At 49.7% G+C, this 19807-nt stretch carries 15 protein-coding genes; 7 read left to right on the plus strand and 8 right to left on the minus strand.

Annotated elements, in window-relative coordinates:
• The first annotated feature begins 235 nt into the window (after positions 1 to 235).
• Positions 236 to 3523, plus strand: coding sequence for a DNA methyltransferase (locus tag CVT49_11020; protein PKK82918.1), 3288 nt, complete (start codon positions 236 to 238; stop codon positions 3521 to 3523).
• 85 nt (positions 3524 to 3608) lie between these two features.
• On the opposite strand, the gene CVT49_11025 is transcribed toward CVT49_11020, so the two are convergent.
• The 6 genes from CVT49_11025 to CVT49_11050 all read right to left on the minus strand — a co-directional run bounded on the left by CVT49_11025 (position 3609) and on the right by CVT49_11050 (position 10948).
• Positions 3609 to 4976 (minus strand): MmgE/PrpD family protein, encoded by a 1368-nt coding sequence (locus CVT49_11025; protein ID PKK82919.1) that lies wholly within the window; start codon positions 4974 to 4976, stop codon positions 3609 to 3611.
• Positions 4977 to 4993: 17 nt separating this feature from the next.
• The gene (locus CVT49_11030; protein ID PKK82920.1) at positions 4994 to 6283 is read right to left on the minus strand and encodes a hypothetical protein; all 1290 of its coding nucleotides are present in this window, start codon (positions 6281 to 6283) and stop codon (positions 4994 to 4996) included.
• Between the two features lie 66 nt (positions 6284 to 6349).
• Positions 6350 to 8326, minus strand: a complete 1977-nt coding sequence (lysF, locus tag CVT49_11035) for a homoaconitase (protein ID PKK82953.1) — start codon at positions 8324 to 8326, stop codon at positions 6350 to 6352.
• Positions 8327 to 8518: 192 nt separating this feature from the next.
• Positions 8519 to 9550: an anion permease gene (locus CVT49_11040; protein PKK82921.1), complete on the minus strand. Its 1032-nt coding sequence runs from the start codon at positions 9548 to 9550 to the stop codon at positions 8519 to 8521.
• 2 nt (positions 9551 to 9552) lie between these two features.
• Entirely contained in the window at positions 9553 to 10182 is a 630-nt protein-coding gene (locus CVT49_11045) for a DUF47 domain-containing protein (GenBank protein PKK82922.1), read from the minus strand.
• 400 nt (positions 10183 to 10582) lie between these two features.
• Positions 10583 to 10948 (minus strand): hypothetical protein, encoded by a 366-nt coding sequence (locus CVT49_11050; protein PKK82923.1) that lies wholly within the window; start codon positions 10946 to 10948, stop codon positions 10583 to 10585.
• Between the two features lie 95 nt (positions 10949 to 11043).
• Between CVT49_11050 and CVT49_11055 the strand changes: the two genes are divergently transcribed.
• Together CVT49_11055 and CVT49_11060 are read left to right on the plus strand one after the other, a co-directional pair.
• On the plus strand, positions 11044 to 11697 hold the full coding sequence (locus CVT49_11055) for a hypothetical protein (GenBank protein ID PKK82924.1): 654 nt from the start codon (positions 11044 to 11046) through the stop codon (positions 11695 to 11697).
• A 52-nt stretch (positions 11698 to 11749) separates the two neighbouring features.
• On the plus strand, positions 11750 to 12421 hold the full coding sequence (locus CVT49_11060; protein PKK82925.1) for a hypothetical protein: 672 nt from the start codon (positions 11750 to 11752) through the stop codon (positions 12419 to 12421).
• 781 nt (positions 12422 to 13202) lie between these two features.
• Here the strand turns inward: CVT49_11060 and CVT49_11065 are convergent.
• Positions 13203 to 15773, minus strand: a complete 2571-nt coding sequence (locus CVT49_11065; protein PKK82926.1) for a hypothetical protein — start codon at positions 15771 to 15773, stop codon at positions 13203 to 13205.
• Between the two features lie 346 nt (positions 15774 to 16119).
• Between CVT49_11065 and queG the strand changes: the two genes are divergently transcribed.
• A complete protein-coding gene (queG, locus tag CVT49_11070) occupies positions 16120 to 17076 on the plus strand; it encodes a tRNA epoxyqueuosine(34) reductase QueG (protein PKK82927.1) in 957 nt (318 codons plus the stop codon).
• 127 nt (positions 17077 to 17203) lie between these two features.
• Positions 17204 to 17647: a hypothetical protein gene (locus tag CVT49_11075; GenBank protein ID PKK82928.1), complete on the plus strand. Its 444-nt coding sequence runs from the start codon at positions 17204 to 17206 to the stop codon at positions 17645 to 17647.
• 264 nt (positions 17648 to 17911) lie between these two features.
• On the opposite strand, the gene CVT49_11080 is transcribed toward CVT49_11075, so the two are convergent.
• The gene (locus tag CVT49_11080) at positions 17912 to 18217 is read right to left on the minus strand and encodes a hypothetical protein (GenBank protein ID PKK82929.1); all 306 of its coding nucleotides are present in this window, start codon (positions 18215 to 18217) and stop codon (positions 17912 to 17914) included.
• Between the two features lie 515 nt (positions 18218 to 18732).
• Here CVT49_11080 and CVT49_11085 point away from each other — a divergent pair.
• Together CVT49_11085 and CVT49_11090 are read left to right on the plus strand one after the other, a co-directional pair.
• Positions 18733 to 19215 (plus strand): hypothetical protein, encoded by a 483-nt coding sequence (locus CVT49_11085; protein ID PKK82930.1) that lies wholly within the window; start codon positions 18733 to 18735, stop codon positions 19213 to 19215.
• A 28-nt stretch (positions 19216 to 19243) separates the two neighbouring features.
• A complete protein-coding gene (locus tag CVT49_11090) occupies positions 19244 to 19756 on the plus strand; it encodes a hypothetical protein (GenBank protein ID PKK82931.1) in 513 nt (170 codons plus the stop codon).
• The last annotated feature ends 51 nt before the right edge of the window (positions 19757 to 19807 follow it).

Genomic DNA, 19807 nt, shown 5'->3' on the forward strand with positions numbered 1-19807 from the left:
AGGCTTAAAAACCTGAGGGAAGGAACAGTTTCATCCCGGTCCGCTTTAATATATCAATTCCTTTGAGAATAAGATACAAGGGAAGGATCCGATATTCCGCCATCAGCGGAATGAGCGATCCTGCCTATTTTATAAATTATCGTAAAACCACCTCAAAAAACATTGTTGCCAAAAAATTATGTTTAATGTATATAATTCCAACTATAAGCCATAAAAGTAAGGCGTTTATCAAAAAATGTTGATATTAAAGGCCCTGCAGAGATTCGCCGGTGATGTGACAGCGAAACTATCACAAGTAACTGCCGGCGATCCGGAAGATCAACTTCGAGGTCCCTTCGAGAATCTAATGTCCGATGCGGCTTTGGAATTGGCACATAATCTTGTTTGTACCGGCGAGGCCAGGCTTGCAGGACGCTTGGGACGCCCCGATTTTGCCGTTCATCTAAATAAACTCTTGGTCGGTTACGTGGAACTAAAAGCACCCGGTACAGGAGTAAACACAAGACGCTTTACAGGGCATAATCGAGAACAATGGAAACGGTTTCAGTCTCTGCCCAATCTGCTCTATTGCGACGGCAATGAATGGGCTCTGTATCGTAGTGGCGTTCTTATTGATAAAGTGGTAAAACTCTCCGGCGATGTTACATCAAAGGGCAAGAATGCTGTTAAGGCTGATGATGCCGATGACATTGCGAAAATAATACGGAAATTTCTGGCTTGGGAGCCTTCTATTCCCACTGGCAGAAACAATAAAATAGATCTCTTGGGTTTTGCCAAATTACTGGCACCACTTTGCCGGCTATTACGAGATAATGTCACAGATGCCCTGAATGATACCGAATCCCCATTGGTTGAGCTTGCCAAAGACTGGCGAAAATTACTTTTCCCTGATGCCTCTGACGAACAGTTTGCGGACGCGTATGCCCAGACCGTTGCTTTTGCGCTTCTTCTGGGCCGTAGCGAGGGAGCTGATCCACTCACTCTTTCAAGTGCGGTCGAAACTTTGGCGGCGCAACATAGTCTTCTTTCTCGCGCCTTGCAAGTCCTCACCGATCCCCGGGTACATACGGAAATATCCTCATCTCTTGACTTATTGATTCGTGTCATTGCAGTGGTGCCACCTGCTACACTCAGCGGACCCGAAGACCCATGGCTTTATTTTTACGAAGACTTTCTGGCCACCTATGACGCGAAATTGCGTAAGGACGCCGGGGCTTATTATACTCCCGTGGAAGTTGTCCGTGCGCAGGTGCGGCTGATTGACGATCTTCTGGTCAATCGCCTTGGTAAAAGATTAGGTTTTGCCGATAGTGAAGTCGTCACATTGGATCCAGCCACCGGAACTGGTACTTATTTGCTGGGAGTTATTGAACATGCTTTGAACCGTATAAGGTTGGAGCAAGGCGCTGGCGCGGTGCCGGGTCGGGCATCATCCATGGCCGCGAATCTATACGGTTTTGAAATTATGGTGGGGCCATTTGCCGTCACTGAATTACGTGTCAGCCGCGCCCTGCGCGACCAGGGCGCCGAACTTCCAAAAGATGGAACCCATATTTATCTTACGGATACATTGGAAAGCCCGGATGTTGTACCGCCGCAACTTTCATTATACCTGAAACCAATTTCGGATCAGCATGCTCGTGCCCTTGAGGTTAAAAGCAAAGTCCCTGTCATCGTATGTCTGGGAAATCCGCCGTATGACAGGCATGAAGCCGCTGTTTCCGGCAATAAAGCACAAACAGGCGGATGGGTGCGCTGGGGTGACGATGGCGAGGGTAAAGGAGCACTCTTTCGCGATTTTCTCGATCCCGCACTGGAAGCAGGCCACGGTGTTCATGTAAAAAATCTATATAACCTGTATATTTATTTCTGGCGTTGGGCTTTATGGAAGGTTTTTGAACATGAGATCGCTCATGGGCCCGGTATCGTCAGCTTTATCACAGCTTCCAGTTACCTTGAAGGCAATGCCTTCAGTGGAATGCGTGAACACATGCGCCGGGTCTGCGATGAAATATGGATAATTGATCTTGGCGGCGAGGGGCGCGGAACACGCAAATCAGAAAACGTTTTTGCTATCCAAACACCGGTTGCGATTGCAGTTGCCATGCGCTCCGGGAAGTTAAAGAATAAACAGCCGGCAAAAGTGCATTATGCGCGCATTGAGGGTGGCCGTAAAGAGAAATTGCAATCACTCAATGACCTACACATTCTCGCGTCACTAAAATGGCAAGAGTGCTCTAAGGGTTGGCAGACGCCATTTAAGCCTGAAGGAAAGGGCGAGTATTTCTCCTGGCCATTATTAACAAATATTTTACCATGGCAACATTCAGGGATTGAATGTAAACGAACTTGGCCTATAGGTCCCGATAAGGAGACTTTGAAAAAAAGGTGGCGCAAGCTTCTAAATGCGGAAAATCGCGCCACTCTATTTAGAGAAACACCGGATCGATTGGTATCAGGCAAATATAAAATTGCTTTAACCTCTAATTCTTCATCGACGCCTATAGCTCAGTTGCCCAAAAATGCCCCCTACCCTCCTATTTATATGTGCGCATTCCGTTCTTTCGACAGACAACATATAATTGCGGATGCTCGCCTCATGTCACGACCCAGACCTGACCTTTGGCGATGTCATGGACAAAAACAAGTGTATATGACAAGCCTTTTAAACCACCCATTGGGAAGAGGGCCAGCCTTAACATCTTGTTCCGAGATTCCAGATCGCCATCATCTCCGCGGCTCTTACGGCGGTAAAGACATATTGCCATTATATCGAGACGCGAAGTCGGCAGAAGCTAATATCCTACAAGGTTTGCTTGAAATGCTTGAAAAGGAATACAAGACAAAAATCTTACCGGAAGAGTTTATTGCTTATATATATGGCACTCTCGCCCAGCCTGCTTTTACCGAGAGATTTAGTAAAGAACTGATAACGCGCGAATTGCATGTTCCAATTACAAAAAACAAGATTCTTTTTAAAAAAATACGCGATATTGGCGCATATCTACTCTGGTTACATACCTATGGCGAACGATTCATACCCAAGACCGAGCGCAAAGGCAGCATACCGCCCGGCGCTGCCAGATGTATCAAAGCAGTTCCTGGTAATCCTGATGAATATCCCGAGGGATTTGTATTTGATGAGACAAAGAAGAAGTTGTATGTCGGTTGCGGGGAATTCAGCCCTGTCCAACGCGAGGTGTTTGAATTTGAAGTATCGGGGTTGAAAGTAGTACAATCCTGGCTTAAGTACCGCATGAAAAAAGGCGCAGGCCGAAAATCATCACCGCTTGATGATATTCGACCCGAACGCTGGACGAGTCAATTCACCACCCAATTGCTGGAATTGTTATGGGTTTTGGAAGCAACCATCGCAATTTATCCTAAACAGGCCAAACTGCTTGAAGATGTCATCGCTGGAGCCTGTTTCAAGGCTGCCGAATTGCCTAAGGTCCCGGAAAGAATGCGCAAACCGCCCGCTTCCCGCAAAGCCGACCATGACTTGTTTGACAATATGAAATAATCTGGTAATACATAAAAGGCAGGATCACTGGTTCCGTCTGCACGGAACTGCGGATCCTGCCCTGCATCTAAAATCAAATCTCTCCCTACACCACCAGGTTCCCCATGAAATCGGTTGCTTTCATGTTGTCGCAGGCGAAAATCATCTCCTGGATCAGTTTCTGGCGCTCCGGTGTCAGAAGCTCCGCCGACAACCCGTTGAACTTTGATTCGAGGTCCTCCATCGTCATCGGCTCGCGCGGATCACCTTTGGGATATTCGAGATACTCGGAATATTCCTTGCCGTCTTTGGTTCTCACGACCACTTTCGACGGCTGCTTGGCCGGGAACATCTTTTCGAACTCGACCGAGGCTTCGCCCTTGATCTTATCGATCACTTCCCAGATACGCGGGTCCTTCAGTTTCTCATCGGAAAACGACTGCGTCGAGATTGCATGATCGACCAGCACACAGGCGATGCAGTACGGCAGTGAATGGTCGGCTGTCTCTCTCGATTCCGGGCGGTACTTGTGCGGATCGAACAGAATGTCGCAGGCGCGCGCGATGGTGGTAATGGTAACTTTGTCGATCTGGTCATAGCTGATATTGTTTCCTTTGACCACTTTCAGCGTTGTCGATAGATGCGTATGTGTCAGCGCCTCGGTCGGGAAAGCTTTCATACTGCACTGGAGAATCCGGTATGACTCGCCCAGGCCGCCGACCAGCTTGTCAAGCGCCCAGTCCGGTCCGAACACATCCATCAAACCTTCCTTGCCCTCGAACACTTTCTCGGTGCCGGTGTAGCCGCGCTGGGCCATCAGCGCCGCGAATACCCCGGTCTGCACCGCCATCGGATCGACCGTGTTTTTCATCATGGTCAACTGCCCGGCGGTAGGGCATCCGATTGTATGATTATGCGACCCGTTGATGCCGATCGCATGAACCATCTGATCGACCGTCAATCCCAGCAGCTTCCCGGCCACGATCGGCGAGACGAATTGCGTCAGCGTGGCATGGTGCCATTTGCGCTCGCGCACACCCGGCACGGCAAATTCGCACAGCCGCTGTTCGAACTCATAGGCCAGCACAATCCCGACAATGACATCCTTCATCGATGCCCCGACCATCTCGCCAACCGAAAGCGCCGCCGGAATGATGTCGGACGGATGCGATGGGTCCTCTTTCCAGTAAATATCATTGAAATCGAGCGCGCGGATCATTAGTGAATTGACCAGCGTCACATTGACCGCCGGCAGCCTGTCGCCGTAACCGAACACTGTCGCCTGGGCTTTGCCGCCCAGCCCGGTATAAATGTCATACAATATTTTCACATCCTTCGTATGATAACCGCCGTAGGCGCATCCAACCGAATCATACAGGTACCGTTTGACCTCATGCACCACACTATCGGGGAGGTTTTCGTATTTCAGATTGACCGCAAACTCGGCAATCTGCCGGGAAATCGATTTGTCCATCCTCATCCTCAATCTTTTTATGAATTCAACTTATTACTTTCTGTTTCATCCGCTTTCACTTCGCACGCCATAAATTCGCGGAAGTGCCTGTTAAAGGCCATCATCAAATTTACCGCGGCCATCGTCAGGCCACAGATAATAAAAATAAGTGTTATGTTGTTGTCAAGTAAGTCCGCTATAACTCCGGCCAGGCCCATCCCAATCGGCGTCAGCCCGCCGACTATCGTCCCCAGCAGCCCGAACACCCGCCCGCGGATTTCGCTCGGGGTGGTTAGTTGCAGGACCGTCACGATATTGATATTGATCGCCCCGGCCAGTATCCCGAAAAACAGCATCAGCGCCACCGACAGCGGCCCCGATTCGGACCACCCCAGAAGCGCCAGATCGACACCCACCAGGCTCAAAAACGAAATCAATACAAAGCTCCTGACCTTCCCCGAGACTTTGATTGTCCCGGCGGCGGTATATCCGATCAGCGCCCCGACGCCATTGGCGGCGATCAAAAAACCGAACCAGTCGGGTGTCAGATGCAGGTGATCCTCGATATAAAACGGCAGAAGAACCGCAATCGGCGATATCAGGAAATTCAGCAGCGTCGCCGTGAAAAAAACCGCCCGCATCCCCTTGTTGTTCCAGACATACTTGAACCCGATTCCGGTATCGGTCAGAAACTTCTTCATAATCGGCTTGAAGCCGGGTGCTCTTTCCGGTATTGTCTGCGGTATCGTGATAAACATCTCACTGACGGCCGAGAACAGATACGTGATACCATCGATCAGGAAAAGCACCGGCGCCCCCAGTACCCGGAAAAGAACGCCGCCGGCTCCCTGTCCCATAAGTGACGATATCTGAAATGATGATTGGTTCATCGAATTGGCCGCCGCAATTTTATCGCGCGGCACCAGATCAGGTATGGCCGCCGAAATGGCCGGTCTGAAAAAGGCGCTGACTATCCCCATGCCGATCCCGATCACAAAAAGCCAGACAATTGCCAGCGAAACATTATCCGGCGAATAAAAGAGAATTCCGGCCAGCGCCAGAACAGCTATACCGGAAAGTATATCACTGATAACGATAATTTTTTTGCGGGAGAAATTATCAGCGAAGGTTCCGCCGAACGGCCCGAGAATTATGCCGGGAAGCATCGACAGCATCATGATGGTCCCCATCAGCGTGGCCGAGCCGGTGGCATGCTTGATCCAGAACATCATGGCGATGCTGTGCACCTGGCTGCCGAGCTGGCTGACAAATTGCCCCTGCCAGAGCAGGAAATAATTTTTATTGAGAAGTCTGGATGGCTGGTCCAATAATTATCCTTATAGAATATATTTTAAAAAGAGAGGCGGGCCAAACCCGCCTCTGCTTCATTTATGCTAACCTTTAAGCCTCTCCGTAACCCAGTTCTCCAGGCCGCCGACCAGAATCAGTTCCTGCGCCGCCGCCCCCACCGGGCTGATCCGGTAACTCTTGCCGCCTGCATCGAGGGTTGACAGCTTGAAGTCGATACTGGCGTTGATACCGGTTCGCACCGTCAATTTTTTCGTGCCGAATTTTTCTTTCATATCGCGCACCAGCTCCGGCGCTTCGATAACCAGGTAACCGTTGTTAAGCGCATTGCGCTTGTACGTCTCGGAAAATGATCCCGCCAGCACCAGCCGAATACCACGGTGTTTAAGGGCTGTCGCCGCCTGCTCGCGCGATGAGCCGCTCCCGAAATTGAACCCGCCGACCAGAATGTCACCTTTCTTCGCCAGCTTCTGGAACTCGGGATCATAGTTCTCCATCGCCACTCCCGCCTGCTGCGCCGCCGTGAAATCATCGATATAGGTGTACTTGCCGGGATAAATGCCATCGGTATTCAAATTATCCTGATGACAGAAAATCAGTTCCCCTTCGATCACGGCCGGGAAGCCATCAAGAATCCGGACCGTCTCAACCGTCGCCGCTTTTTTCTGAAGAATCCGTATCTCACCCTTCGGCAGCGCCTGCTTGAATTCGTGAGGGGCCTCAATCTTTCCAGCCACAGCCGAAGCCGCCACTACCGCCGGCGAAGCCAGGTACGCTTCCGCCGACCGCGAACCCATCCGCCCCTTAAAATTCCGGTTGGTCGCCGATATGCCGACCTCATTGTCGCCCAGCGTCCCCTTGCCCAGACCGATACATGGCCCGCATCCGGGCGGAAGCTCAATCGCGCCCGCTTCCAGAAGCGCCAGCCAGTCGCCGCGCTTCTCGGCCTCGGCCTGAACTTCGTTTGAGGCCGCCGATATATAAAACTCCACCCCCGGAGCAACCTTTTTACCCTTTACCACCGCCGCCGCTTCGGCGATATCCTCAACCCGGCTGTTGACGCAGGACACCAGATAAGCTTTGTGTATCTTGACATCTTTCTTGCTCATCTCCGCCACCGAGGTCATAACCTTGACCGTATTCGGCCCGGACACATGCGGAAGCACCGTGGCCAGATCGAGCGTCAATTCTTTGGCATAAACTGCATCATTTTCCGCTCTTAATTTACTCGCCGCAAGCTCATGGATTCGTTTCGGATTCATCCTCGGGTGAAACTCGCCGCCGTCGGCATCCGAAGGCACTTTCGCCGGCCCGCGCTTGACTATCGCCTCGGCCCGTTTTTTCAACCAGGCAATCGTGATCTCATCAATCGGGAAAACACCCGCCAGCGCCCCCCACTCGGTCGTCATATTGGCAATTGTCAGCCGCTGATCGACCGAAAGCGCCGCGATCCCTTCACCACCGAACTCGACCGCGTGATTGAGCACCTCATCATTATTGAAAAAACCGCACAGGGTGATTATGACATCCTTGCCGGTCACGCCCGGGCGAAGTTTCCCTTTCAGTTCCACTTTGGCCACCGGCGGCACTTGCCACCAGGTTCGTCCGGTCGCCCAGATAGCGGCCGCATCGGTCCGCACCACCGGCGTCCCCAGGCACCCCAGCCCGCCGTACATGTTGGAATGGCTGTCCGAAGCCACCGCCAGCGTCCCGGGCCAGGCATAGCCCTCTTCGCACATCACCTGGTGCCCGATACCGCGCCCGGCCGGATAAAAATCAACCCCCATCGACTTCGCGAAGGCTTCGATTTTGCCGTACTTGGCCAGATTTTCTTCGGTTTTGTTCTGGATATCATGATCCAGCGTGAAGACCACCTGCCGCGGGTTGGCGATTTTGGTCGCCCCGATTCCCTTGAATTTGGGTATTACCGCCCCACTGTTATCGTGAGTCATAACATAGGCAGGCCGAATCGAAAGATAATCGCCCGCCCGGACGACATGTCCCTCATCGAGCCCGACCGCGTGTTTCTGTGCTATTTTCTCAACTAAATTTTGTCCCGCCATTTCAACCCCTATAAGAATATGATTATTTCCGGTCTTAAGCCTTGCAATTATATATGAGTTCACCCCCAAAAGTCAACCGGAATATGCTATCGGTAAAACCTTCATGGAACGGATGATGAACCCGGACGGAAATAAGGCTGTTTTGATCTTCGGCAATCCGGCAGAATTACAGGTTGATGACAAGGCCCTTCATCAAAATCCGGGCAGCAAATATTTCAGCAAAAGGAAGCATCCCGAAGATATAAGCGCCGCTACCGGGATAGTGAAAAGCCATGCCCAGACAATACGCCCGGCCACTCCCCATTTTATTCCCGACAGCCTTGAGGTTGCCCCGACTCCGATAATGGAGCCCGTTATGGTGTGAGTCGTGGAAACGGGAATGCCGAGATGTGTCGCCATAAAGAGTGTTGCCGCGCCCGAGGTTTCCGCGCAGAAACCGCCGACCGGACGAAGTTTCGCAATTTTCATGCCCATGGTTTTCACGATCCGCCAACCCCCGAAGGCCGTCCCGATGGCCATGGCCAGATGGCAGGAGAGAATAATCCATAAGGTATCCCAATGCATGATTGAAAGTTGCGTGTCCGGCTTCATAAGCCCCCCGGCGATAAGCAGAGCCATGATGATTCCCATCGTCTTCTGGGCATCATTGCCGCCATGCCCGAGCGAATAAAGGGCGGCGGAGATAAGCTGCCCTTTGCGGAATAGGCGGTCGACCGAGGTCGGGCGCCAGCGACGAAAAATCCAGAAGATGGCGAGCATCATGGCGAAAGCAAGAACCAGCCCGATCACCGGGGCCAATGGTATAAATTTGACCGTCTTCCAGATATTGTCCCAGCGGATGACATCAATTCCGCGATAGGTCAAACCGGCGCCGGCAACACCGCCGATTAAGGCATGTGACGAAGATGTCGGCAAACCCAGCCACCAGGTAATAAGATCCCAGATGATCGCACCCAGCAACCCGCAAAAGACAACATAAACATAAACGGAATCGGTACCGTCAATCCGAACAATCTTGGCCAGCGTATCGGCGACCCGCGGTGCAAAAACGAACATGGCGACAAAGTTGAAAAATGCCGCCCAGAGAACGGCAATTTGCGGGCTTAACACTCGCGTCGAAACCACCGTGGCAATCGAATTGGCGGCGTCATGAAAGCCGTTTATTAAATCGAAAATGAGGGCAATTCCCACCGTCGCAATAATGACATATATCAGGGGCGGCATAATTATGAAGCCTCGATGACGATACCGGATATAATCTGGGCCACCTCCTGGCAGCGATCAGTGGCCCGCTCCAGACGCTCCAGGATATCCTTCCATTTGATAATATGGATCGGGTCGTTTTCGTCTTCGAAAAGATGCACCAAAGCCGAATTCAATATCGCATCGGCTCGCGACTCGGCATCATACACATCATAGCAGTACTTCTGAATTTCGGCGCCCTTTTTCCTGAGCACGGGCAGACCCTTGATGGCGTGGTCGATTCCGTCGACGGCTTCAATTAAAGTCTTGATAAGAAGTTTCATTTCCGGGCGGATCGTGGTCACCCGATACATCAGCATTCGGGCCGCAATCGAATCGACCGTGTCGATTATATCATCGAGTCGGCTTATCAGACGATGAATATCGGATCGATCGATCGGAGTAATAAAGGTGCTGTGAAGCGCATCGATACAATGGCGGGTGACATCATCCGCCTGATGCTCGATATCTTTAATATGCCCCACGCGGTTTTCAAGATTGTCGGGATTGGCCGCCAGGGCATCGAGCTCGGCACAGGCTTGCTTCGACAGCCGGCTGTGCTGTTCGAAGTACTCAAAGAAACTGCCCGTCTTGGGTAGTAATTTTCTAAACATAATGCACCTGCCTTAACCTGTCAGCATGATTTTCTTTTCGTTCGATCACTTTTTCCTTTCATCTATCCGGCAAAGAAACCGGGCTATAATAAGCCAGACCTTCCTGGAAATCAATAGGATTTCCGAAATTGAGACTATATTTATGATACGCCCGACCGGCCTTTCGCAAAATATCATAAATAAAGCCATCCGGCTCCTGATTACAGCATAACTCTCTTATAGATAACAACATCCGGCAAGGCAAGTTGGCTTTCCGAGTCCTTGAGTCGAATCTAATTTGCCGGGTGCCCCATCCGCCCCGGCGGACTGTGGGTTCGAATCTAATTTGCCACCGAAGCTCCACTCCGGCCCCTCACCCAACAAGCCATGGGTAGCTCGAAATCCCCGCAGACCCCGGTTTTCATCGGGGGCGAATGGGTTTCGACATCCTTAAGTGGTGTCGGGTCCCTGTCAAAGACCCTGAATGAAATGAAGGGCACCCGACACCACCTTTGTTGTGGGCATCCCGCCGCGGCGAGTCCCCGTCTGCCGGGGTGCCCCATCCGCCCCGGCGGACTGTGGGTTGGATTGCTATGGCAAGAATCCTAATTTGTCCTTTGGGCGGCGAATCCTCGTCTGCCCCCATTCCAAAGTTGCGGCGGGTCTTATCTCCCGATAATAATCGGGGGATGTGACCTGCCGCATCACCACACCCAACGCCCCCCAACTTTCCCCTTGCCATTTCCTTAAATTTACATATCTTTTTCAAAGTGGATATATCCATCATCGACTGACACCTCGGCAAGAATCCACAAAAAGAAAGCTCTTGAGTAAATGGCTCCTGAACTTCAGGGTTATAATTAGCGTAATAGCGATAGCATTTTGAGAAAGAAATTTGGTATGAAGACAAAATTTTCGATATCAATTCTAAGCATTCTATTGATTATTGTCCACATTGTTCGGCCAGATATAAAAATCGATATGACTACAGTGGTCTTAATCGTAATTGCCATACTTCCATGGTTGTCCGCTATAATACGATCAGTTGAGCTTCCAGGTGGATTCAAAATCGAACTTCAAGATGTCAAAGCAGCTACGGAGAAAGTGACATCGGGAACGACAGCAAGGGCTGCTTTACAGTTGCCTCCCGGTAGACGAGAAGAGAATCTTGAATTACTTCGCGAGGTTGCCAAAGCCGATCCCAATCTTGCACTTGTTGGCCTTCGCATAGAAATTGAGAAACGGCTATCGCAAATCGCATTAGATCTAGGAATTTCAACAGATCGTCGTTCAGCTAGCGCTATGTTACGTGAGTTGATCTCTCACGAACGTATAGATAGAGATACTGCCTCAGGCCTTGCTGATCTCATTGCACTTGGTAATAAAGCAGCACACGGCGCCGGGGTTTCATCTAGTGCTGCAACTTGGGCTATTCATAAAGGGCCTCTTGTACTGGAATTATTGGATAGCCTAATTATCAATAAATTGGATGGAAAAAGGAACAGCCAACACGATACTGAAAAAAAGACAACCTAAATTTCCAATATCCCTTTCAGCTTTCTGTTGGCAATAAATGGGAGATCAGATAATGGCGTATAATAAATATGTTGCTCCGTCATTCGAATCGAGAGCATTTACGTGCCCGCATTGCGATGTATTCTCAAACTTTGAATGGCAACAGCTCTATCGTGCGAAAGGTGAATTTTCACCTACTTATATTTACATTGCATTTTGCAGTCATTGTGATAAATTTACAATTTGGCTTAAGTTTAATGGGATGATGATATGGCCACAAGACATATCTGCGGCTCCTTTGCCAAACCCCGATATGCCAGAAGATATCCAAGCAGACTATATTGAAGCACGAAGCATTTCAGCGACTTCACCCCGCGGAGCAGCGGCGCTTCTTCGCTTATGCATACAAAAACTTTGCAGGCATCTTGGGGAGCTGGGTAAAGACATAAACACCGACATTGCAAGTCTTGTGAAAAAAGGACTACCCATTCAAATACAAAAGGCACTTGACATTGTGCGCGTGACTGGGAATAATGCAGTCCACCCCGGCGAAATGCAATTACAGGAGGATCCAAAGACGGTATCACTGATTTTTGAATTGGTCAATTTGATCGTTGAGCACCAGATATCACAGCCGAAGGCCGTGGAGGAGATGTATGGCAAACTGCCGCAAGGTGCTGTGGATGCAATAAAAAAAAGGGATGGGAATACTAACGCCGGTACTTCATCCAGCGGCGAAGTTTGACATTAACCAGTCATACTGTCACAATTATCTTGCTATCAAGCCGGCTAACATAAGATATTGCCGTAGGGGCGTATTGCATACGCCCGCCTTGAAACCAATTTGCCAAGAGCAGGGCGTATATTCCTTCCTTTGTCAGGATCTTCGACAATACGCCCTTACCGGTACAATTTCACCACCACTTTGTTGTTAATTCGTGCGCGGGGGTATTATAGAGGGAACATGCTATGAGTACGCCCATAAATGCATCAATATCACCAATTATTATTCCGATAACGGGCATCTGCCATCCCGTTATAAACACCGTAGCGACAGGGCACTGCCCTGACACAACACTCCTGAAATGTGATCGGCGGGTTCTCAAACCCGCCGCGGTCGGTCCGAGGACCGACCGATCACAATATTCTGAAATGTCCAAAATATACCATCCGCACCATTTGTCATTCCTACATATCCCAGCCACTAATCAAGCAGAATGTTGTGATATGGTAGACCAAAGGCCAAAAGGCGCTATTGCGCCCAATTTCGCTAACAAAATGAAGTCGAAACTTTAAAAATGGGAAAACGAACCCAATTCCCCGTAACTAATAGGACGCCTGCTATTTACGGGGCAAATTGTGCCAAAAACGCTGCAAAAACGATAGTAATTTGATGTTAATTCGCTACGCAATCATATACGAAATCCCGTGTCGATTAAATTCGGCATGAACCTAATGACAACGGTTCTTATGGCTGGAAATATGGATATTTTTAAATATTATAACTCATCGCCCCCGAGAAGATCTTATTTCATCAGCACGATTTTGCCGCCCAGATCGGTCCCTTCGACAAACCAGAGATATGTCCCCGAAGCCACCACCCTGCCAGATTCATTGGTGCCGTCCCAGCTCAGATCCTCCTCGCTCACATTGCTCCACTGCCGGACCGTCGCACCCGATACCGACATCAGCACCACGTTGGCGCCGTCGGGCACTTCGGCAAAACGGACCTCTTCGGTCTCGGACAGCTTGAACGGATTGGGGTAGGCATGCGGCGACGGTTGCACCATGAACGCCGATGTCACACAGTAACTGTTGTCGTTGGCTTTGGCGCGCCAATAGTACGTTCGATCGGCCTGGAGGTCGCCGTCGACCTTCCAGGAAGAGATATCGCCCCCCATTTGAGCGATGGGAGGCGATATTGCGGCAAGATTCATAAAAAACGAGTCAGCCGCCACCTCGAAATAATAGACATTATCCGTCGTTGCGGAAATGTTGGTGACGGCCAATGTGGGATGTGAAGAATGCAGAACCGCATTGGGGGAGGGTCCGACCGGCTCCACATCTTCACCGTCTATGTCAAGAACAATGTCGAAGCCGGCAACACAAGCCACGACATTGGAAAGGTTCGAGCAATTCAGGCATTCATCGTACGCCTTGATACCGACATAGTACCTCTCGCCCGCATTCAACCCCTCCATCACAACCGCCTGGCCGGAGCCGGGCGGTTGCGGGATAACGTACTCTTCATAAACAGTCGCCAGATCCCAGTTGGTGCTGTTGATCATTTGCGTCGAATACCTGATCAGGTAAGCGCTGACCATGCCGCTATTATTATCATCGCCGGGGGCCGTCCACGACAGCGAGATATTGCCGTTGAGCGGCCCGGTCTCGGCGCTGAGATCCATAATCGGCGCCGGCGGTGTCAGGTCGGCCGGGGTGGCGCTGACCACATTGGACAGACTCGATGTATTGCCGTCCTCGTCGATCACGCGCAGCGCAAAGTAGTACATCTGAGCCTGGTTGAGATTGGCGATCGTAAAGCTCTCAGCCGAACCGGCCGCCTGCGGGGTCGGTTCATTGGCCGCTTGCGACGCCTGGCTCCAGTTTTGCGCCGTGATGGCTGTCAAGGAATAGCGGATATCATAATTCGCGGCGGTCCCGGTGCCGCCGTCATCACCACTGGCGGTCCAGGTAAGCCTGATTTCGCCGTTGTTGGTACCTGCCTGCGCGCCCAGGTTGGCCACCGGCGCGGGTACGGTCGTGTCGCGCGTCGTGAAACTGCGCGCCGTACTGAAAGCGCTCCAGCCGCAGTCATTGCCGGCGCGAACCTGCCAGTAGTACGTAACGCCGTCGTCAAGACCGGTTACGATGTAAGTCGTCCCCGACATGGTCTGGTTCGTGAGCGGGCTCGAAAAGTTGGAGGCATCATCGACCCAAAGATGATAATTGGTCGCCCCGCTGACCGTCGACCAGCTGACGGTGACCGGCATCGTCAAGTTGTCGGCATTGTTGATCGGGCTCGCCAGAACCGGCACGCCCGGAACGGGACATTCGACACTGAAGTTTCTCACTGTACTCCAGTCGCCCCAGCCGACACTATTATGCGCACGAACGCGCCAGTAATATGTATCGCCGCCCTGCAGACCGGCCACATTACAATTGGAGGCGGTCATGCTTGAGTCGCAGACCAATGAACCAAATGAGACATTGCTATCCACCTGCAGTTCATAGAGGTCGGCGCCGGTCACATCCGACCAGTCAGCATAGACCGGCAGGCTCAAGTTGGCGGCGCCGTTGGCCGGACTGACCAGAAGCGGTGCCGGCGGTGGAGTCGGGATTGCCGAAGTCGTGCCGCTGGCAATATTGGAAATACCCGACCAGTTCGGTACTTCGTCGGCGGTCTTGACGGCAAAATAATAGGCGGTATTGGGATTAAGACCGGTCACGGTGAAATTTTCCACCGTTCCGGCTGCCTGCGGCGACGGCTCGCCGCTGACCTGAATGGCTCCATCCCAGGCCGCGACCACGCTTGATGATGTCGCATACCTGATGTCATACTGCGCGGCGGTCCCAATAGTACCGTCATCACCGGGTGCGGTCCAGCGAAGCGCGATGCTTCCGGTGGTCGGATTGAGCGTGATAAGGTTGGCAATTGCGGCCGGCGGAGTATTTTCCGGCTCGGTCGCCTTGGTGACAACGTTCGATATGGTCGACCAGTTGGGGACCTCATCGGCGGCTTTGATGGCAAAATAATACGTTGTCCCCGGCGTCAGCCCGGTGACATCAAAAGTTTCCGTTGTACCGGCCGATTGAGGAGTCGGTTCTCCGGCAACCTGAGTAACACTGTTCCAGTTGGCATCGGTAATAGTACTCAGGGAATAACGGATGTCATACTGTGCGGCGGTCCCATTAGTGCCGTCATCACCCGGCGCGGTCCAGTTTAATGTGACCGAATTGGGTGTCGCAGCCGGAGCAGTAAGCGGCTCCTGGGCGGCCATAACGGGTCCGGCAAATCCAAGGCTTATGCTGAAAATAAACGCGGCCATAATTAGCCGCAATAATCCATTAGATTTGATCACAATTAACCCCTTCATAATATATTCGCTTCAACTTGCCCTAAACGTATGTAGTCGAAATATGGAGTATTACAAATTGTATGCCCGGGCGAGCCCTATTCTTAATTGCCGGAGCCGCTTTGAGATATGAAGCACCGAAAAAATTACTGGTCAAAATCGACACTTCGAAATCGTCCAAATATTGGACAGTGCGTAATTTTTAAACAGGCCGGATAATTTCCACTAATGTGATATTATTACAGTACAATAGCTTCGTATAATCGACATTGAATCGAAAATTTAAGTGACTGAAATTGCATCCATCGCCTGATTCATGCTCGGTCAAGCTTGCTTATATATTTAATATTGCTATAATAGTGTTAGCATGAATGATGAGAGATTATTGAAATCAGAAGCAGTCAAGGCATTGGCTCTGCAGCTTGGAGCTGATGTTGTCGGCATAGCCCGGGCTTTGCCGGTAAAGCAAACCCACCGCTATTTAAAATGGCTTGATGACGGCTGTGCCGGGGATATGACTTATTTGTCGAAATACGCAGAGCAGCGTTTCGATCCGGGTTTACTTCTTCCCGGCGCCCGTTCCGTTATTGTCACTGGTTTCAACTACTATCCTTCACCCGCGGATATTGAATCAATGAAAATGCCTTATAAAGTAGCCCGGTACGCCTGGGGATTGGATTATCATGATGTCCTCCGGCGGATTCTCCGCCGTCTCAGGGCGGCCTTGAAAAAAAATGTCCCCGATCTCAAGGCCCGAATTTGTGTCGACACGGCCCCCTTTATGGATAAATACTGGGCTCAGGAAGCGGGCCTTGGCTGGCAGGGAAAGCACAGCAATCTTGTCTCGAAGGATTTCGGCAACTGGCTCGTTATAGGCAGCCTTGTCATTGACGCCGAAGTGGATACTTACGAAAAGATACATAATGATCACTGCGGCAAATGTACCGCCTGTATCGATGCTTGCCCGACCGGGGCCATTGAGAGGCTTTATACTGTCAATGCCACGAAATGTATCAGTTACTGGACAATCGAGGCCAAATCGGATCATATCCCTGATGATATATCCGCTGACATGCAGGACTGGGTCTTTGGCTGTGATATCTGCATTTCGGTCTGTCCTTTTAACCGGTTTCAGAAGCCGCATAAGGAAGGGACATTTTCACGAATCGGGAATATAGGATTGGTGGAGACCGGCAAAGTGATGGAATTATCGGAAAGTCAATTTAATGAGAAGTTCAAATCCAGCCCGATCTATCGCCCTGGACTGGCGGGCCTTAGAAGGAATTTAACCGCAATCAGCCGATTCAGAAGCGGCCGCCAATAATTTTCTGTCCAATTATTCATTAATATCGTATTATAATTACCGATTTAATCTAACTACGTGGGTCATTTAAGTCCACTAAAAGAGATTGAAATCAGTCTTTAAATAAAGTATTATTATTGGAGGACCAATGACCGTTTTACTGAGAATGAAAAATATTTTGCTTATGAGCCTGCTGGCAGCGGTCATGTCATCGGGCGCAGGTTTGGTAAAGGCGGACACGGTTGACGTCAATATTCCCGGTTTGAATTTCAATCCGGCCGCACTGACCATAAATACCGGAACGACCGTACGCTGGACCAACAACCATTCCCTGCCGCATACGACCACATCCGATAATGCTGCCTGGGATTCGGGCACGTTGTCAACCGGGCAGTCATTTTCCTATACTTTTGACACGGCCGGCGAATTTCCTTATCATTGCAATATTCACCCTTCCATGACCGCCTCCATTACTGTTAACCAAGGCCGTCCGGTTCCGTCGCTAAGTTCATACGCCTTTATAGCCTTATGGCTGATTATTATTGTTCTTGCCTGGGGAACTTATCGCCGACGGGCGGCGACATTAGGTTAAGATACTGAAATTTATACAATTAGGAAAAGAACTCCCCGCCACGGCCATTATGGCCCGGCGGATCAATTCTTCCTTGACAAAAGAGTCTTATTTTCTTATCATTTTGTTAACTGGGATCCAGGATTTTCTTTAAATATCTTTTCGAGTTAACGGCATTTTTTGTTTATAAAGATTTACGATATTCAACGTGAATCTCAGTAAATCCGCCATCCTGCGGATTGGAATTGAACCGATGCCGCCGGAATCGAATGTAAGACCGGTATTTTAATAAATGTCCGGAATATAGATCAGTCTTTCATCGGAAATATTATTGCAGGCGGTTTTACGATTTTCTCGATGATCATAATTATCGAAAAGGCCTTTCTTAATGGTAAAGACCCGGAAACTGAAGAAAAGCAATTGTGTGAGGTCCTGGATCCTTTTCGTCGGCTCCGGGTTCTTTACCAATAGATTTCCCCATATTGCGTCAAGACGATAACCTTTCTGCAGATTATAAAAAAAGGGCGGGAACCATTCCCGCCCTTCTATATAGCTACCCGATTTAATTTTATGACGATTTTCAGAGTACAATATTTATCACTATTATATTCAACCGGGAATCATAATTTCTAAATTTTATAATAATAACTTGACAGACTAATCCTCATTTGATATTTTATAACCAGGTTCCAGTTTTTCACAGTTAATAGCATTTTCACATCTAGAAGGATGGCCTTATAGCCAAAAAGTCGGCTGTACAAATTTGGCAGGTTGTCTGACACCAATTGATTACTCCAGCTGCCAAAAGTTGCATCTGAACTCGAAAAAATACTGTAGACCAGATTCACACCACTGTGATGAATAAACAGTCATATTTGTCTGCCATGAAGAGTGGAAAAAGATCTGCGGCTTCTATAATTCGAAGATGGGCGGAATCTTATTTATATGCAGGTTCCTCCACTATTCTCTTATGTCTATCTATTAGTTATCAGGACTGTTGGTACTTTTGTTTTTTTGCCCTGGCTCCTTTCTTATATCGCGTATCAACGACAGATTCCAAAGAAGGAGCGAAAACCGGTTTTCTATTTGGCTCGACGCTTTTTATTATGTTTATCAGTGAGCCAATATTGTCGCTCAGCTTCAAGGCTATTGCTCATTTGATTCTCGGTATTGGATTACTAACTGGATTCGGATGGCTGGCCGGCAAAATATGGCAGAAGTGGGGAAGAAATGCCGCTTTGCTTGCCTTATTTTGGACTGCTATGGAGTCAGCCTTGTACTTTTCTGGTGTCAAAGATGGGTTACTTCTGGGGCACAATGTAACATCTCCATTAATAGATAAGTTCATCATTGTTACGGGCATACTTGCCGCCTCTGCGGTAATCGTAATGATAAATGCAATTCTTGCAATTCTGATAGATAAAATATTCTCGTCGGCAACTGCCCGGCGGTATTATAGCAAAGAAAGTGAAAAACACTGGAACCTTTTCTATTTGGCCGGGCGGTTTGCCTTTTGTAGGTATTCCATTAGTGAAAGCCGAGCTCCCCCCTATATTTATTTATGGAGTTGTAATGAAATTTTCAAATAATAATTTAGCTAAGCATACAGGAGTGAACATGTTAAGATTTTCAAAATACTTTGTCGCTTTGTTGTTTCTGATTTTGCTTGCCGCGTCCCCGGCTTTCAGCCAGGATAAGGGTGAATCCGTCCAGATAATTGATAATAGCGGCAACCCGGTTTTCAATAAACCCTGGGTGCACCTTGCCATACCAACTGGCATGACTGATGACGTGGTATTCGCTAATCAAAATACTTATTCGGTCGAGTTGCTTAATGATAAATGGCCGGCAGGACGCACGCAAAAAACCGCTGGAGGGGGGGATGTCCTGACGACCACAGCCCCGGGCAATTCAAAACAGTATATTTTTAGTCCTGAAGACAGGGGTCGCTGGATGTTTCTTGTGAAAAAACAAGGGCAGCCGACATATACGGATACGCTATGGATATATGTCAATGTCCCGGCGCCTGTATCCTCGTTGACACCTTATGGAATTATTGTCCTACTAATCCTGCTGATTGCGTCGGCGGTATGGATATTGACAAGAAAACGAGTCGCTGCGACAACATAATTGTGTGATGTGTCTTATAAAAGGGCGGGAATCATTCCCGCCCTTTTATAT

It is taken from the genome of candidate division Zixibacteria bacterium HGW-Zixibacteria-1 (assembly GCA_002838945.1).
Classification (GTDB): domain Bacteria; phylum Zixibacteria; class MSB-5A5; order GN15; family PGXB01; genus PGXB01.

Bases quoted from the DNA above. Each gene is read 5' to 3' on its own strand.
- CVT49_11020 (PKK82918.1), top strand. From the start codon at position 236: ATGTTGATATTAAAGGCCCTGCAGAGATTCGCCGGTGATGTGACAGCG.
- CVT49_11025 (PKK82919.1), bottom strand. From the start codon at position 4,976: ATGGACAAATCGATTTCCCGGCAGATTGCCGAGTTTGCGGTCAATCTG.
- lysF (PKK82953.1), bottom strand. From the start codon at position 8,326: ATGGCGGGACAAAATTTAGTTGAGAAAATAGCACAGAAACACGCGGTC.
- CVT49_11040 (PKK82921.1), bottom strand. From the start codon at position 9,550: ATGCCGCCCCTGATATATGTCATTATTGCGACGGTGGGAATTGCCCTC.
- CVT49_11045 (PKK82922.1), bottom strand. From the start codon at position 10,182: ATGTTTAGAAAATTACTACCCAAGACGGGCAGTTTCTTTGAGTACTTC.
- CVT49_11050 (PKK82923.1), bottom strand. From the start codon at position 10,948: ATGATGGATATATCCACTTTGAAAAAGATATGTAAATTTAAGGAAATG.
- CVT49_11060 (PKK82925.1), top strand. From the start codon at position 11,750: ATGGCGTATAATAAATATGTTGCTCCGTCATTCGAATCGAGAGCATTT.
- CVT49_11065 (PKK82926.1), bottom strand. From the start codon at position 15,773: ATGAAGGGGTTAATTGTGATCAAATCTAATGGATTATTGCGGCTAATT.
- queG (PKK82927.1), top strand. From the start codon at position 16,120: ATGAATGATGAGAGATTATTGAAATCAGAAGCAGTCAAGGCATTGGCT.
- CVT49_11075 (PKK82928.1), top strand. From the start codon at position 17,204: ATGACCGTTTTACTGAGAATGAAAAATATTTTGCTTATGAGCCTGCTG.
- CVT49_11085 (PKK82930.1), top strand. From the start codon at position 18,733: ATGTTTATCAGTGAGCCAATATTGTCGCTCAGCTTCAAGGCTATTGCT.
- CVT49_11090 (PKK82931.1), top strand. From the start codon at position 19,244: ATGTTAAGATTTTCAAAATACTTTGTCGCTTTGTTGTTTCTGATTTTG.